General features: G+C 41.1%; 12 protein-coding genes. 10 read left to right on the top strand and 2 right to left on the bottom strand.

Going from position 1 to position 14,240, the window contains the following annotated elements:
- Positions 1–42 precede the first annotated feature (42 nt).
- Together H7992_RS19340 and H7992_RS19335 are read right to left on the bottom strand one after the other, a co-directional pair.
- Positions 43–1,728, bottom strand: coding sequence for an N-acetylmuramoyl-L-alanine amidase (locus H7992_RS19340; protein ID WP_067212187.1), 1,686 nt, complete (start codon positions 1,726–1,728; stop codon positions 43–45).
- Positions 1,729–1,872: 144 nt separating this feature from the next.
- On the bottom strand, positions 1,873–2,781 hold the full coding sequence (locus tag H7992_RS19335) for a C40 family peptidase (RefSeq protein ID WP_067214046.1): 909 nt from the start codon (positions 2,779–2,781) through the stop codon (positions 1,873–1,875).
- Positions 2,782–3,100: 319 nt separating this feature from the next.
- Here H7992_RS19335 and H7992_RS19330 point away from each other — a divergent pair, with 319 nt between their 5' ends.
- From H7992_RS19330 to H7992_RS19285, 10 genes are all read left to right on the top strand, one after another.
- The gene (locus tag H7992_RS19330) at positions 3,101–4,213 is read left to right on the top strand and encodes a glycosyltransferase (RefSeq protein ID WP_187045639.1); all 1,113 of its coding nucleotides are present in this window, start codon (positions 3,101–3,103) and stop codon (positions 4,211–4,213) included.
- A 1-nt stretch (position 4,214) separates the two neighbouring features.
- Entirely contained in the window at positions 4,215–5,489 is a 1,275-nt protein-coding gene (gene murJ / locus H7992_RS19325) for a murein biosynthesis integral membrane protein MurJ (RefSeq protein ID WP_255428713.1), read from the top strand.
- A gap of 595 nt (positions 5,490–6,084) precedes the next feature.
- Positions 6,085–7,191 (top strand): amidohydrolase, encoded by a 1,107-nt coding sequence (locus tag H7992_RS19320; RefSeq protein ID WP_187045637.1) that lies wholly within the window; start codon positions 6,085–6,087, stop codon positions 7,189–7,191.
- 185 nt (positions 7,192–7,376) lie between these two features.
- Positions 7,377–8,036, top strand: a complete 660-nt coding sequence (locus H7992_RS19315; RefSeq protein ID WP_187045636.1) for a GntR family transcriptional regulator — start codon at positions 7,377–7,379, stop codon at positions 8,034–8,036.
- Between the two features lie 15 nt (positions 8,037–8,051).
- Entirely contained in the window at positions 8,052–9,251 is a 1,200-nt protein-coding gene (locus tag H7992_RS19310) for a CaiB/BaiF CoA transferase family protein (RefSeq protein WP_187045635.1), read from the top strand.
- The gene (locus H7992_RS19305; protein WP_187045634.1) at positions 9,252–10,151 is read left to right on the top strand and encodes a hydroxymethylglutaryl-CoA lyase; all 900 of its coding nucleotides are present in this window, start codon (positions 9,252–9,254) and stop codon (positions 10,149–10,151) included. It begins immediately after the preceding gene.
- A 4-nt stretch (positions 10,152–10,155) separates the two neighbouring features.
- Positions 10,156–11,193: a TRAP transporter substrate-binding protein gene (locus H7992_RS19300; RefSeq protein ID WP_187045633.1), complete on the top strand. Its 1,038-nt coding sequence runs from the start codon at positions 10,156–10,158 to the stop codon at positions 11,191–11,193.
- 31 nt (positions 11,194–11,224) lie between these two features.
- Positions 11,225–11,722 (top strand): TRAP transporter small permease, encoded by a 498-nt coding sequence (locus tag H7992_RS19295; RefSeq protein ID WP_187045632.1) that lies wholly within the window; start codon positions 11,225–11,227, stop codon positions 11,720–11,722.
- The gene (locus tag H7992_RS19290) at positions 11,719–12,993 is read left to right on the top strand and encodes a TRAP transporter large permease (protein WP_187045631.1); all 1,275 of its coding nucleotides are present in this window, start codon (positions 11,719–11,721) and stop codon (positions 12,991–12,993) included. The genes H7992_RS19295 and H7992_RS19290 overlap by 4 nt, the downstream gene beginning before the upstream one ends.
- Before the next feature lie 238 nt (positions 12,994–13,231).
- Complete coding sequence (locus tag H7992_RS19285; RefSeq protein WP_255428485.1) at positions 13,232–14,233, top strand: TAXI family TRAP transporter solute-binding subunit; 1,002 nt, start codon at positions 13,232–13,234, stop codon at positions 14,231–14,233.
- Positions 14,234–14,240: the final 7 nt, after the last annotated feature.

Raw genomic sequence — 14,240 nt, 5'->3', positions numbered from 1 at the left:
AAATACCGAAGAGAGTAGTTTCACTCTCTTCGGTATATATTATTATTGAGCTGAATAGTATTGTACTAGACCTTGATAGATTGATTCAGCATATATTTCCAGATAGGCATCACTCGTCAGCTTTTTAAAGTCATCTGCATTTGAGATGAAAGCAAGTTCGACGAGGACAGCTGCGATATTGTTGTTCTTAATGACATAAAAACGATTGTCTTTCACACCGCGGTTAACCATATTTGCTCTTTTAACAATATTATTTTGAATGTAAGTTGCTAAAGATTTACTTTCTACTGAGTTAGCATTCGAAGATGAGTCGAAGTACGTTTCAGTTCCTTTTGCTGATGTCGCGGCGGCTGAATTTACGTGAATCGATACAAATGTTTCGGCAAAATTTTTCTTGGCAAATTCAGTGCGTTGTTCAAGTGAAAGGAACGTGTCATTTGAACGTGTCATAATTACTTTTGCGCCTGCTTTTTTCAATTTTGCTTCTACAAGTTTACCAACTTTTAACGTGATGGTTTTTTCTGATACCTTATTTTTTGAAGCACCGGGATCATGTGCTCCGTGACCCGGGTCTAAGATGATGATGCGATTAGCAAGTGGATTGCCTTTTTGGTTGAGTAGTTTTAAATATGTTTTACTAACGAACCCTGTTTTAGAATTCACACGAATTTTTGCCCAGTTACCATCGAGTGATAGCACTTCAACTTTTTGCCCTAGTGTTAACGCAGCGATAACAGGGGAGCTAGTGCCAGCAGCTTGTCGCATGTTTAGGCTTTTCACCGTTACTTTTCCGATTAGGTCGCCAGTCACGCTGGGTTCTTCAGGAATTGTCGGTTTTTCAGGTGTAACAACATTGTCATCGGGTGTTTCCGTTCCAGCTTCTACAGTATATTTACCGTTGATATAGCCTTCACCGTCATCCAGAAGGATTAGTAACCAGTCTCCTGTTTTACCGACAACTTCAACGATATCTTTATTATTTAGCTGTGCAACGATATTCCCATTCACTGATGGAAGTGAGCGTACGTTCAGCGTTTCTCCACTTGTTGCCACTCTTGCAAAATACGTACTTGAAGTTTGATCTGGTAGTTTAACGGGTAAAGCATACTTATCATTCATTGCGCGAGCTAGGAATAGAGAGAACTGTGAACGAGTTAAGAAATCGTTAGGCAGGAACTTTCCAGCATCACCTTTTGTTACTCCAGCATAATAAAGTCCATTGATACGTTCAGCGTATTGATGACTCTTCATATCTGTAAGCATCATTGGTTTTTCAGTTGAAATCTTTTCTGAAAGATTGAAAGCAACCGCGAGTGCATTACCCATCTCGCCACGCTTTAAGTTTTCGTTTGGTTTGAAGCTTCCGTTAGATTCCGCTTTAAAATAGCCAAGTGAAACGGCGCGGCTTATATACTCATATTGCTCGGTACCAGGCTTAACGTCTTTGAACTGTAAAGACGGGGCAGGGATGTTCTGCTTTTTTGCAGCAATGACCAGCATTTTAGCGGCCTGGGCACGTGTTAAGTTATTACCCGGTTTAAATTTTGAAACCCCATTTTCTAAGTATCCTTTAATAATATCAAGATCAGCTATGTAATTGACCTGTTCATAGTATTCCTTATCAGTTGTTACGTCCGTGAATTGAGTTTTAGCGAAAGATTGTCCCGGGACCATGGAAACGAGTGTGAAAATCATCATTACCACTGCTGCCCACTTAATTGTTTTCATTGTGTCCTCCCTTGTATTACTAGAGTTGTAGATTCATTTTAACAGTGATGTCCAATTATTGCTATACTAATAAATAACTATAATTGAATTTTTATATAAAAAAACCGAATGTTCCTTTAAGTGGAACATCCGGTGAATGAGAAATTAATTAGTGAGACGATCAGTGAACTTCTTGAACTGACTTGCAGTAACTTTATCGCTTAGACCGTAATTACCATCACCATAACCGGTCGTAATTTCATTGTGATAAAGAATGTTAATATATTCACTTGCCCAATGATCTTTTGGAACATCTTTGAAGGAAGTAACTGTAGATCCTTTAAGATCAAATGCTTCTACAAGTACTTTAGCAAGTTGTGCACGTGTCATTTCACCACTAGGATCAAATTTGCCGTCATTTCCTGAGAAGATACCTGCATCCGATACTGCAATGATAGCATCAAGTTGTGGGTGATTTGTAGCTACGTCAGAAAAAGAAGATTTAGTGCTCGTTTTTTTCAAGCCGAGTTCATCGACAAGTGTTTGTGCAATTTCAGCACGAGAAGCGTATGTAACTGCTTTTTTAACTGCTGTTGGTACGTCAGCCGATGCGACGAGAGAACCTGGTGTGAAATCATTCACTCGTTTAGCGCCGATATAACGGCTACCCCAGTAGGCAGGGTCGTTTATGGAAGAAATCATGACACCCTTGCTTGTAGACGAATGGATGAATTGACCGGACCCAATGTAAATTCCATTATGTGAAACTCCACTGCCGCTTGTATTGAAGAATACAATGTCGCCTGTTTTCAACTCGCTTTTTGCAACAGATGTTCCCATAGCATACTGTTGGCTAGCCGTTCTAGGAATGGAAATTCCTTGTTGTTTAAATACATATTGCGTATATCCTGAGCAGTCGAAACCGGAAGTGGTTGTCCCTCCATATGAATAAGGTGTACCTATATATGATCGAGCTGTGTTTACGAGATTAGTTGCAGAATCTGCTGAAGCCATGGACGGGATAGACGTTGAAAATAGTATGCTTGCAAAAATTAATAATAAAAAACGTTTCATTCTTTTCTCAATTTCCCCTTTCGCACATATAATAGCGTGTGCTTTATCTTTCAACATCTTAGCATAGCTAAACCTTTAATTCGGTTACAGTTACATTACAATAGCATTACAAGGCTAGTATTATACTCATAAGTAGTCTTAAAACACCATTTGACGGGATTCTATTCTATCAAATGGTGTTTTTGTTGTGGTTAGTAAATAGTGTTGGATTGCGGTATTGGCTGTCAAGAGGTCGAATGTAAGATGATATGCTATAATTATTGAATCTAAATAAAGGTCTAGCTCGTTAGGTTATTGAAAGATGGGGTTGAGAAATGAAATGAGAAAAATAGTCGTATTCAGCAATATGTATCCGTCAATGCAACATCCAACATACGGTATTTTTGTGAAAAATCAGGTTGGCCTTCTTCAGTCTGCTGGTCTTGATGTCGATGTGGTTGCTATTCAGAATCCTGGAAAAGGGAAAATACAGGCATTGAAAAAATACATGACATGGTTTTTCCGTTCTGTTTTATACATGATGAAAAATCGTAAGAAATTATCCTTAACACATGCGCATTATGCATTTCCAACAGGAATTATTTCATTGATTGGGAAAAAGATGTTTGGTATTCCTTACGTTGTGACTGTTCATGGTGGAGATATCGATAAAATGGCTGCGAGGAGTCAGCGCATTGCCGATATGACAAAAAACATTTTACGACAAGCGGAATCGGTCATCGTTGTTGGCGACAAACTTCGGGAAGATGTGATAAATAACTTCGATGTTCCGGAAGCGAATGTTCATGTCATGAGTATGGGTGTCGATACATCCATTTTTAACTATGTAGCTAAAGTAGAGGCGAGGGAAAAACTTACTCTTCCTATGGAAGAGAAAATATTGATCTTTGTCGGAAATGTGATTCAAGCAAAAGGCCTTCTTGAACTTGTCGAAGCGTTTGATTCACTGAAAATGTCGTTTCCTGATAGTTCGTTGTACGTAATTGGTTCGCAGAAAGACGGTCAATTTGTTGAGGAGTTACGGTCGTTCATCCGAGAAAAGGATGTTGAAGACATTCATTTCAAAGAACCTCTTGGTCAAGCGGATTTGGCACTATGGATGTCGGCGGCTGATGCGCTTGTACTTCCTTCCTATCATGAAGGGTTCGGATTGGTTGCGCTCGAAGCAATGTCGGCTGGAACGAAAGTTGTCGCAACGGACGTTGGAGGGCTTTCTTATTTGTTGAAAGACCGGGCAGGTATTTTGGTTGAACCGAAAAATCCGGATTCATTGGCGAAAGGTTTATGGAGTGCGCTCGATGAGAATTCCAATGTCATTGATGAAACAGTAGTGCAGGCAAAAATTTCACAACATTCATATGAGACGATTTTAGAGGACTTATTGTCGATTTATCGTTCAGCCGAGAAAGGTCAGGTTGATCATAGTGAGTAAAATGATGAAAATTATCGGCGGAGTTGCGATTATTAACATTGTTGCGAGGCTGTTTGGGTTTGCAAGGGAAATGGCGATTAGTAATCAATACGGTGCTTCGGCAACTGCGGATGCGATTATTACAGCCTATACTATCCCGAATTTCATTTACCTAGTGGTTGGAGGTGCGTTGACGACAGCGTTCATATCTGTCTACCATTCTACAAGGACGGATAAAGCATTGTTCGTGCGAAAATCATTTACGACGGTTCTTGTAGCAGCAGTTGCGATTACGGCCATATTGATGATCTTTACAGATTCTATCTTGCATTTGTTTTTCAAAGATATGACTGCTGAAAAATTTGCGCTGACGCGAACTCTTTACCTTTGGATGATGCCGTCTTCTATTATTCTGGTGTTATCGACATGGATGAGTGGAGTAATGAACGTCAACGGTAAATTTAACTTGTCCAGTTTAGCAGTCCTTCTATATAATGCGTCTTTTGTCGGAATCGCTGTTGTTCTAACAAGTTATTTTGGTCCTGAATCGTATGGGATTGGTGCACTGGTTGGTGCGTTATTAATGGGTGTGTTCTTATATGTAGGACTTCGAAAATCAAAACTCTATTCTTTGAAGCTTTCATTTGCCATGTCTGTTGATACGAAACGTTTATGGGTGATTGCATTGCCAATTTTGTTCGGTGGTGCATCACTACAATTTTATGCTGTTATTCACAGAATTGTAGCTGGCGAGTTTGGTGACGGGACAATTGCGGCGGTCAACTATGCCTCGAAATTAACTGGCTTTCCGCAAGCGATAATGATGACTGCCGTAACAACCGTAATCTATCCTCTCCTCAGTAAAAAAGAGGGTGAAGGGGATATGGATACAATCCGTGCCCTCTATAAAAAAGGGATGCTTTATTTAGTTGCTTTGCTTGTGCCGGCAACTATGATAGCTTACTTTTTTGCAGATCCACTTGTCCGTCTTGTCTTCGGATATGGAGAAATGACGGAGAAGGATATACTGCTAACGGTATCGCTTTTCCGTGTATTTACACTGTCGATGTTTTTCCTTGCTGCAAACACGTATATTACTCGATTCTATTACGCAAAAGCCAATTCGATGGTGCCTGTCATATTCAGTTTGATAAGTGTCTTTGCGATTAATCTCGGAGTTATTTATTTGATGATTGACTCGCACGGTGCTTCAGCAATTGCATACGGTACGGTCATTAGTGCCGCGGTGAACTTCATGATGCTCGCTATTTATGCGAGAGTGAAATGGAAATTGTAATTTAATAGTGTGATGGAGTTGCCCTGGGATATTTGGGGCAACTTTTTTAATTGGTTTTGAGAGAGCAATAGAGCATATATGCGTTGACCCGATCATAACGGCGTGCTGACCGAGTATATATGTTGCTGCCCCGATCATATATTCCGCCGACCCATCATATATATTGCTGCCCCGATCATATATTCCGCTGACCGAGCATATATGTTGGTGCCCCGATCATATATTCCGCTGACCGAGCATATATGTTGGTGCCCCGATCATATATTCCGCTACCGAGCATATATGTTGCTGCCCCGATCATATATTCCGCTGACCGAGCATATATGTTGCTGCCCCGATCATATATTCTGCTGACCGAGCATATATGTTGCTACCTCGATCATATATTCCGCTAACCGGTCATATATGGAGCTGAACCAATCATAACGGAGTGCTAACCGAGCATATATAGCGTTGAACCAATCATACCGGTCTGTTAACCGATCATAACTATCTCCAGCACCCCCTTTATATTTTCTAGAAAATAGGTTATTCTGAAAGATGTGAAGTATTTAATAATATAACGGTGAGACATAGAATGATTGGAGTGTTTTAATTGGTAATCAAAGAGCAAATTGGAAAATGGTTTGAACATTTTCATGCCTATCCAGAAGTGAGTTGGAAAGAAGTAGAGACGACTGCAAAACTAGCAGAAATATTAACTGAAATGAATGTAAAACATCATACATTTGACGATGTAACGGGTGTTGTCGCGGAAATCGGTGAAGGAGATCGTATTATCGCGGTACGCGCCGACATTGATGCATTGTGGCAGGAAGTCGGGGGTGTCTATAAGGCGAATCATTCTTGTGGGCATGATGCGAATATATCCATGGTGTTAGGTGCGCTTAGTTATTTACAACAGGAGGAACTGGGCAGCCGAATCCGATTTATTTTCCAACCAGCAGAAGAAAAGGGCAATGGTGCAAACTCGATGATTGAGCGAGGAGCGGTCGACGACGTTTCATATTTGTTTGGTGTGCATTTGCGTCCACAGGAAGAAATTCCATATGGAAAAGTGACACCAGCAATTCATCACGGGGCGGCGGTATTCCTTGAGGGCAAAATCATTGGCGACGATGCGCATGGTGCACGTCCTCAGCAAGGAAACAATGCACTCGATCCGTTATTTGCAATTGCCCAGTTTGTGAAAACAATCCATTTTTCACCTTACGAAGCGTACTCAGCAAAACTGACAAAAGTGCAGGCGGGCGGAGATAGTCTCAATATCATTCCGGGAACTGCAACGTTTGCAATCGATGCTAGAGCACAATCGAATGTGGTGTTGGGGGAGCTGAAGGAACGTATTTCCCGGGGAATCCAAGCAATTGGACAGATGCACGGTGTGGAAATTAAATTGGCATGGAGTGACTATACACCGGCAGCAGAAGTGTCTGAAGAAGCTACAACTGTTGCACGTGAAGCTATCTTGGCAACAGTTGGGGAAGAGGGATATGCATCTGACATTATTACATCGGGCAGTGATGATTTCCATTTCTATACGATCCATAATCCGAACTTAAAAGCCGCAATGATTGGCATCGGAGCAGATCTTAGTCCAGGGCTTCATCATCCAGATATGACGTTCAACAAAGAAGCGCTTGATATTGGAGCACGTGTATTGGCGGAAACGTTGAAAAAAGCATCGTATTTGAATAACTAAAAAGACTTTCTTGCACTGTGCCAATTGCGGCAGTGTAAGAAGGTCTTTTTAGTTTGTAATATGTTAATAGTTCATAAAGATACTGGTAGTTAACTATATTAAAATAGTGTTGACTAATTAAAATAATAACCCTATTCTGACTATAGAGATAATTGTATACAGTCGACGGAAAGAGGAATTAGCTTATGACAAAAATTGAGATTAAGAAATCAACTTTAAAATCGCAAGTTTATGAGTATTTAAAAGAAGATATTATTCTCGGGCGCATTAAACCGGGGGAAAGGCTCATAGAAGAAAAAGTTGCTGAAGAACTGCAAGTGAGTCGAAGTCCAATTCGAGAAGCCGTTAGGATGCTCGAAAAAGATGGTCTGTTGTCTGTCAACAAATCAGGTGGAGTTACAGTTGTAGAACCTTCAATTGAAGATTTCAGATACTTGTATGAATGCAGGGTTGAGATGGAGTCACTCGCCGCCTATTACGCGGCAGAGAGGCGCTCATCGGAACAGTTAGAAGAAATCCGTATGAATATATTGAAAATGGAGAAAGTAACGTCCGATAATTCCTTGAAAAATGTGCATGATGTTAACGTCAGTTTTCATGAATCAATCGTCCGTGCAAGTGGTAACCCATTTCTTATCTCAATGACTTCGCAATTAAGAGGTGTGAACAGTTTTTATCGGAAAGCTATACTTGAATTCGATCCGAAGCGCGTGGTAGATGCAAGTGCGGAGCATCGACAAATTTACCAAGCAATTGTTGACCAAGATAACATAAGTGCTAGAAAACTGATGAAACAACATATTGAAGACGATTATACATTATTTATGAAGTCAGCTATGCAATAGTAGGAGGTTCAAAAAATGACTAGAAAACCATTAGATGGAATTAGAATTCTGGAATTAGGAAATATAGTTGCAGCACCATTTGCAGGGAAAATACTTGCAGAGTTTGGAGCGGAAGTAATTAAGGTGGAAGAACCAACGAATGGTGATCCACTTCGGAATTGGCGTGTTATGGATAAGGATACGTCAGTCTGGTGGTACGTCCAAGGTAGAAATAAAAAGTCAATCACTGTAAACATGCGAGAAAAACAGGGACAGGACATCGTGAAAACCCTTATCGGAAAAGTGGATGTAGTTCTCGAAAACTTCAAACCGGGTACGTTGGAAAAATGGGGACTTGGATTCGAGGAAATGCAGAAAATCAATCCATCCATTATCCTTACACGTATTTCAGGATACGGACAAACGGGACCATATAAAGAAAAGCCAGGGTTCGGTAGTGTCGCAGAAGCGATTGGAGGTCTCCGGTATTTGACGGGGTATCCGGAACTTCCGCCTGTTCGTGTTGGCATTGCACTTGGTGATATGGTGGCTGGTTTGTATGCAGTTATAGGTACGCTAATGTCACTGCGGGCGAGGGATGAAGATTCTGAAAAGAAAGGGCAAGTTGTAGACGTAGCATTATATGAATCTGTTTTTAGTTTACTTGAAGGAATTCTTCCGGAATACGATCTTACCGGACATGTTCGGGAGAGAACAGGCACTACGTTGCCAGGCATCGCGCCGTCCAATACGTATTTATGTGCTGATGGAAAACACGTAGTGATTGGCGGAAACGGAGATAAGATATTTCAGCGGCTCATGACTGCCATTGGAAGGGAAGACCTTGCCAACGATTCTAACTACGGATCCAATCAAGGACGTGCGGACGATGTAACGTTCATTGATGAGACAATCGAAGAATGGACGAAACAGCACTCGCTAAAAGAAGTGCAAAGAATACTGGATGAAGTGTCAGTGCCTGTAGGACCTATTTATGGAATCCAAGAAATTGTTGAGGATGAACATTATAAAGCTCGTGACATGTTGTGTGAAGTTGAGTTGCCGAATGGAGGAAAAGTTTTAGTACCTGGAATCGTACCGAAATTGTCTGGTACACCAGGTGGAATTGAGTGGAACGGACCAACTCTTGGGGAACACAACGAAGAGATATATACGGAATTCATGAAATTCTCTATTGAAGACTTTAAAAGACTAAAAGAGCAGGGAGTCGTTTAAATGCCGGATGTAACAATAATTGACGTCAGTCCGCGAGACGGTTTACAAAATGATCCGAAGTCTGTATCGACGGAGGAAAAAGCGACTCTTGTACAAATGCTGGTTGAATCCGGAGTTTCAAAAGTCGAAGTAACATCATTTGTTCGCCAAGAAAAAGTTCCGCAAATGGCCGATGCGTCTGCTGTCATAAAGGCAGTATCTTCATTTAAAGGATTAGAACCGATTGCACTTATACCGAATTTAAAAGGGTATGAGCGTGCACGAATCCATCAGCTTTCGGAGATTAACTGGGTGAGTTCCGCAACAGAGACATTCAATAACAAAAATATAGGCATGTCGATAGAGGACAATTTGGATCAGTTTAAGACTGTTGTTAAACAAGCAAAAAGTGATGGAGTAAAAACCTGTTTTTCTATTGCGGTCAGTTTCGGCTGTCCGTATGAAGGAGATGTCTCGGAAGAGCAGGTACTTGCCCTTGTCCAGGAGGCTAAAGAGGCAGGAGCGGATCGCATTGGTATTGCGGATACAATCGGTATCGCCACTCCGGATCAAGTAGAACGTTTAATGGGGAAAGTATTACAGATAGCAAGCGATACACCGGTTGCTATCCACTTGCATGATACAAGAGGGCTCGGTTCGGCCAACGCATACTCAGCTTATCAAGCGGGAATAAGAATATTTGAAACTGCTGCAAGCGGGATTGGTGGATGTCCGTTTGCGCCAGGGGCGGCGGGAAATTTGGCTACTGAGGATCTCGTGTACTTATTTGAAAGAATGAATATTGACACAGGCGTGGATTTTGAGAAATTGTTGGATGCTGCGGATTATGCCGCGAGTTTGTCTTCAAAAAAACCGTTGGGACGTATCAGACACGTTGAAAGAAAAAAGATAAGGGGATGAGAAGATGAAGAAGTGGATGTCAATCATGATTTATTCAATTATTACAGTGTTACTGTTATCGGCATGTAGTGAGTCCGGTAATGAAGCAAACGAAGTCGATGCGGCTACGAAAGGGGATGGATTCGAAGCTACGACAATCCGTCTTGCTTATAACTTGCCCCAGGATCACCATATTTCTATAGGGATTGAAAAGTTTGCAAAAGATGTAACTGAAAAATCGGATGGCAAAGTAGATGTGCAGGTATACCCGGCTGGCCAATTATTAAGTGATAAGGATATGAATCAGTCCTTATTGTCAGGCGGAGTCGAAATGGTCGTGAATTCCTCGACTTTATGGGCATCAACCGTTCCTGCAATGGGGATATTCGACGTTCCTTACGTCTTTAATGATTATTCGGCAGTAGGCGAAGCCGTGAACAGTGAATTTGGAGATAAGTTACGAGGTGCAATGGAAGAAAAAGGCGCGAAAGTGTTAATGTTTGCTGACTATGGTTACGTCCAGTTTGCAAATAATAAACGTCCATTAAAATCACCGGCTGACTTTAAAGGACTGAAAATTAGAAGTATTGGTGATTTGCCATCCGAACTGATAAAAGCTTATGGCGCATCTCCTGTGTTTATGGGTGGCGGAGAAGTGTACATGGCTCTTCAACGCGACACAGTTGACGGTGCAACATCAGGTACTACCGCAATGTTACAGCGTAAATATGATGAAGTAACAAAGTATTTGACAATTAATAATTACGCATACCTCGAATTCTTATTGGCAGTCAATAAAGATTATTGGGATGGTTTACCTGAAAAGACGCAAGCATTAATTGAAGAAACTGCAAAGGAAACTGAAGTTTGGATTCGTGAGCAAGCAGAAAAGGAAGATTCTAAATCAGCTAAAGCGCTAGAAGAGAAGGGGATGGAAGTCTACGTCGTTCCGGAAGAAGATTTGGCGGAATGGAAAGAAGCTGCAGACCCGGTTCGGGAAGCATTCACGAAACACACGGGGGATCTGGGTAAAGAGTTGCTTGAAATGACAGATAAGAAATAAAAGTACTCTTATTTAAAGGAGGAAAGTGCTTGTGAAAAAGGTTTACAACTTTTTTGATCATTTAATTAGATGGGGAGCGTATATTGCCGGGATTTTAATTCTTATTACGACGGTAATGACATTTTATGAAGTAATTTCACGATCGTTTTTTCATAAGCCGACCTCATGGGCAACAGAATTATCAATATATGGAATAATAGGAAGCTGTTTTTTGGGAAGTGCCTTTGCAGTTAGGACCTATTCTCATATAACAGTAGATTTATTGATTAACAATGTGAATGACCGCATGAAAACGGTTCTAGCATATATTTCAAACGCATTAGGATTAGTATTTAGCATGATTTTTACATTGTATAGCTTTTTCCACGTTGCGAAAACATTCGAACTGGGAGTGACATCTGCATCCTTACTGCGTGTCCCTATGTACCTACCGGAGTTATTTCTCCCGGTAGGAGGGACGCTGCTATGTATTGCATTTATCATGCAAATTATTGATGGCGGCATACATAAAGGGGGGGAGAACATATGAGTTTCTTTTTTACTGGAGGAATGGGTATCCTTCTAGTGCTCGGTCTTCCCGTCGCATTCACCCTTGGATTATTAGCGGTAGCGGGCATGTTTTTCTTTAACGGAGGCACATTCGCTTTTATGCAAGTCCCTATAATCGCCTATAAGTCGTTGGATGACTTTACGCTAACAGCGCTTCCTATGTACGTATTAATGAGCCAAGTATTGGTGATTAGTGGTGTCGGGCGGGATTTATACGAAATGGCAAGTAGATGGTTCCGTCATTTTCCTGGAGGACTCGCAATTGCAACGCTCTTCTGTTGTACGATTTTTTCCGCGATATCCGGCTCAAGTGTCGCAACCGCGGTAACTGTAGGGTCCGTTGCGCTTCCTGAAATGGTGAGGAGAGGCTATAATAAGCGCCATGTATTAGGACTGCTTGCAGCAGGTGGAACACTAGGTATTTTGATTCCACCAAGTATTCCGATGATAATCTATGGATCAGTAACTGGTGAATCCGTTGGAAAACTTTTCATCGCGGGAATCATTCCGGGAATTATTTTAACGATAGCATTTATGATCTTTTCTGCCTATCAAACGAGACATATTAAAGATGTGCCTGCTACATGGGGGGAACGGCTTGAGGCATCGAGGAAAGCGATATGGGGACTATTATTGCCTGTCGTCATTATCGGTGGAATTTATGCAGGTATTTTTACACCGACAGAAGCAGCCGCAGTGGGCGTCGTTTTCAGTTTCGCAATTGCTGCGTTTGTTTATAAAAATTTGACGATTAGTAACTTAAAAGAAATCATGTTAGCAACAGTAAAAACAAACACGATGATTTTATTTATCATAATCGGTGCTATGCTCTTAGGATTTATCCTAACGATTTTACAAATACCACAAACGATTGTGAGTTTTGCAACGTCCCAGGATATTAACCCGTGGATAATCTTTATTTTGATCAATATCGTATTGTTGATTTTGGGAATGTTTCTCGAGACGGTTTCGATTCTTGTTATTACATTGCCGATTCTTTACCCAATCATCATTGCACTCGGTTTCGATCCAATCTGGTTTGCAATCATCATGGTGATTAATATGGAACTGGCATTGATATCTCCTCCGGTAGGGTTGAATCTGTTCGTTTTAAAAGGGTTGGATAAATCGAATACGATTAGTGAAATCGTTAAAGGTGTCATACCCTACGCTGTTATTATGCTAGTCTTTATGGTCGTCCTATCATTTTTCCCTGAAATTGCGACAGTACTCGTCAATAATGTAGAGTAGAAAATATAAGAAGAACCGTCATCTGAGCATTTATGTGCTTGGTTGACGTTTTTTTGTTGGCGATTTATCTGAATTTAAAGTTTATGCACTAAAAGTCATATAAACCCATATATGGATTGATGACAATATGAATATTTCAAACGGCTGTTACGTAAAATGAACTTAGCAATCTACGGGTCTAACATCTAATTTGAAAAAGTCCACACGTTAAATAGAAATTAAACAGGGAGGTTATAAGGTGAGGAAGAAAAAAGTACATGTATTATTTTTCTTGGCGATAGGAATGGTACTAGTCTTATCTGCATGCGGCGGGGGAAGTGAAAATATTGCCATTGGACCAGCGGCGAGTGAAACGAATAATGTGGCGAAGCTGATTCTGCAGGCATATGGGCTTGAAGATGGAGACTATAAGGCATACCAAGAAGGCTTTGGAGATGCAGCGGACGGTGTTCAAGATGGAAATATCGATGTGTCAATTGGTATTCTCGGGCTTCCGGCTGCAAGTATTGAAAGCCTCCAAGCATCTGCAGGCGATGTAAAAATGCTTGGACTGTCGGATAAAGCGATTGAACATATTGAAAAGAATTCAGGTTATCGACGACTTACAATCCCGAAAGAAACGTATGATTTTCTTACGGAAGATATTGAAACTGTGACTGCATACGCGATTCTGATGGGGAGCACGGATACGATTGATGAAGAACTAGGATATGAGATTGCGAAAAGTATGATTGAGAATGCTAGCGAAAATACACATGCTCAAGCGCAACAAATGACATTGGAAAATGCACTGCGCGGGGCGGAAGGGCTTTTAATCCATCCGGGAGCGAAAAGATATTACGAAGAACAAGGGCTGACAGTTGAAAATGAAGTTGCTGAACTTACTGCTGATGCAACGAAGCGAAAGAAAGAATTTATACTTGGAACAGGTAGTCAGGGCGGGACGTATTATCCTCTTGGCGGCGAGATGGCCAACCTCTGGAACAAATATATCGATGGCATGAATGTAACGAATACCGAAACGGGTGCTTCGGTGGAGAATTTATCCACAATTCGGGATGGACATATGGATCTTGGTATGTCAGTACACGTTCCGGCACTGCAAGCATTGAACGGGGAAGCTGAGTTTGAAGGGCACGAAGTGAAAAATGCGGCTTTCATCGGCCATATCTATCCTGAAGTTATTCAGATTGTCACAAGAGAAAAGACTAAAATTAAAAGTCTTGGTGATTTGAAATGAATTATAG

The organism is Sporosarcina sp. resist, from assembly GCF_014302295.1.
In the GTDB taxonomy this organism is placed as follows: domain Bacteria; phylum Bacillota; class Bacilli; order Bacillales_A; family Planococcaceae; genus Sporosarcina; species Sporosarcina psychrophila.
The sequence above is the reverse complement of the archived record's forward strand: the minus strand, read 5'-3'. Positions and strand labels throughout refer to the sequence as shown.

Coding starts and splice junctions, on each gene's coding strand:
- H7992_RS19340 (WP_067212187.1), bottom strand. CDS start 1,728: ATGAAAACAATTAAGTGGGCAGCAGTGGTAATGATGATTTTCACACTC.
- H7992_RS19335 (WP_067214046.1), bottom strand. CDS start 2,781: ATGAAACGTTTTTTATTATTAATTTTTGCAAGCATACTATTTTCAACG.
- H7992_RS19330 (WP_187045639.1), top strand. CDS start 3,101: ATGAGAAAAATAGTCGTATTCAGCAATATGTATCCGTCAATGCAACAT.
- murJ (WP_255428713.1), top strand. CDS start 4,215: ATGATGAAAATTATCGGCGGAGTTGCGATTATTAACATTGTTGCGAGG.
- H7992_RS19315 (WP_187045636.1), top strand. CDS start 7,377: ATGACAAAAATTGAGATTAAGAAATCAACTTTAAAATCGCAAGTTTAT.
- H7992_RS19310 (WP_187045635.1), top strand. CDS start 8,052: ATGACTAGAAAACCATTAGATGGAATTAGAATTCTGGAATTAGGAAAT.
- H7992_RS19305 (WP_187045634.1), top strand. CDS start 9,252: ATGCCGGATGTAACAATAATTGACGTCAGTCCGCGAGACGGTTTACAA.
- H7992_RS19300 (WP_187045633.1), top strand. CDS start 10,156: ATGAAGAAGTGGATGTCAATCATGATTTATTCAATTATTACAGTGTTA.
- H7992_RS19290 (WP_187045631.1), top strand. CDS start 11,719: ATGAGTTTCTTTTTTACTGGAGGAATGGGTATCCTTCTAGTGCTCGGT.